The following is a 571-nucleotide window of genomic DNA, read 5'->3' as shown; positions in this document are numbered from 1 at the left end:
GGCTCCGACTGTTTGTATGCATGCGGTTTCAGGATCTATTTCACTCCCCTCCCGGGGTTCTTTTCGCCTTTCCCTCACGGTACTGGTTCACTATCGGTCGATCACGAGTATTTAGCCTTGGAGGATGGTCCCCCCATCTTCAGACAGGATTTCACGTGTCCCGCCCTACTTGTCGTACACCTAGTTCCACAATCGTGTTTTCGCATACAGGGCTATCACCTGCTAGGGCCGGGCTTTCCATCCCGTTCTGCTAACACCACTGCTAAAGAGTACAAGGCTCTTCCCATTTCGTTCGCCACTACTTTGGGAATCTCGGTTGATTTCTGTTCCTGCAGCTACTTAGATGTTTCAGTTCGCCGCGTTCGCTTCCCACACCTATGGATTCAGTGTGGGATGACCCATTCGGGCCGGGTTTCCCCATTCGGACATCTCCGGATCAAAGCTTGTTTGCCAGCTCCCCGAAGCTTTTCGCAGGCTACCGCGTCCTTCATCGCCTGTGATCGCCAAGGCATCCACCACATGCACTTGTTCGCTTGACCCTATAACGAGTGTGTCTCGATTGCTCGAAACC

General features: G+C 53.1%; 1 rRNA gene. It reads right to left on the bottom strand.

The features are described from left to right. Window positions 1–539 (bottom strand): 23S ribosomal RNA (locus AC3WQZ_RS35725); the annotation flags it as partial. Window positions 540–571 lie beyond the last annotated feature (32 nt).

The sequence above is a fragment of the Cupriavidus sp. FW305-26 genome (genome assembly GCF_058787975.1).
The sequence above is the reverse complement of the archived record's forward strand: the minus strand, read 5'-3'. Positions and strand labels throughout refer to the sequence as shown.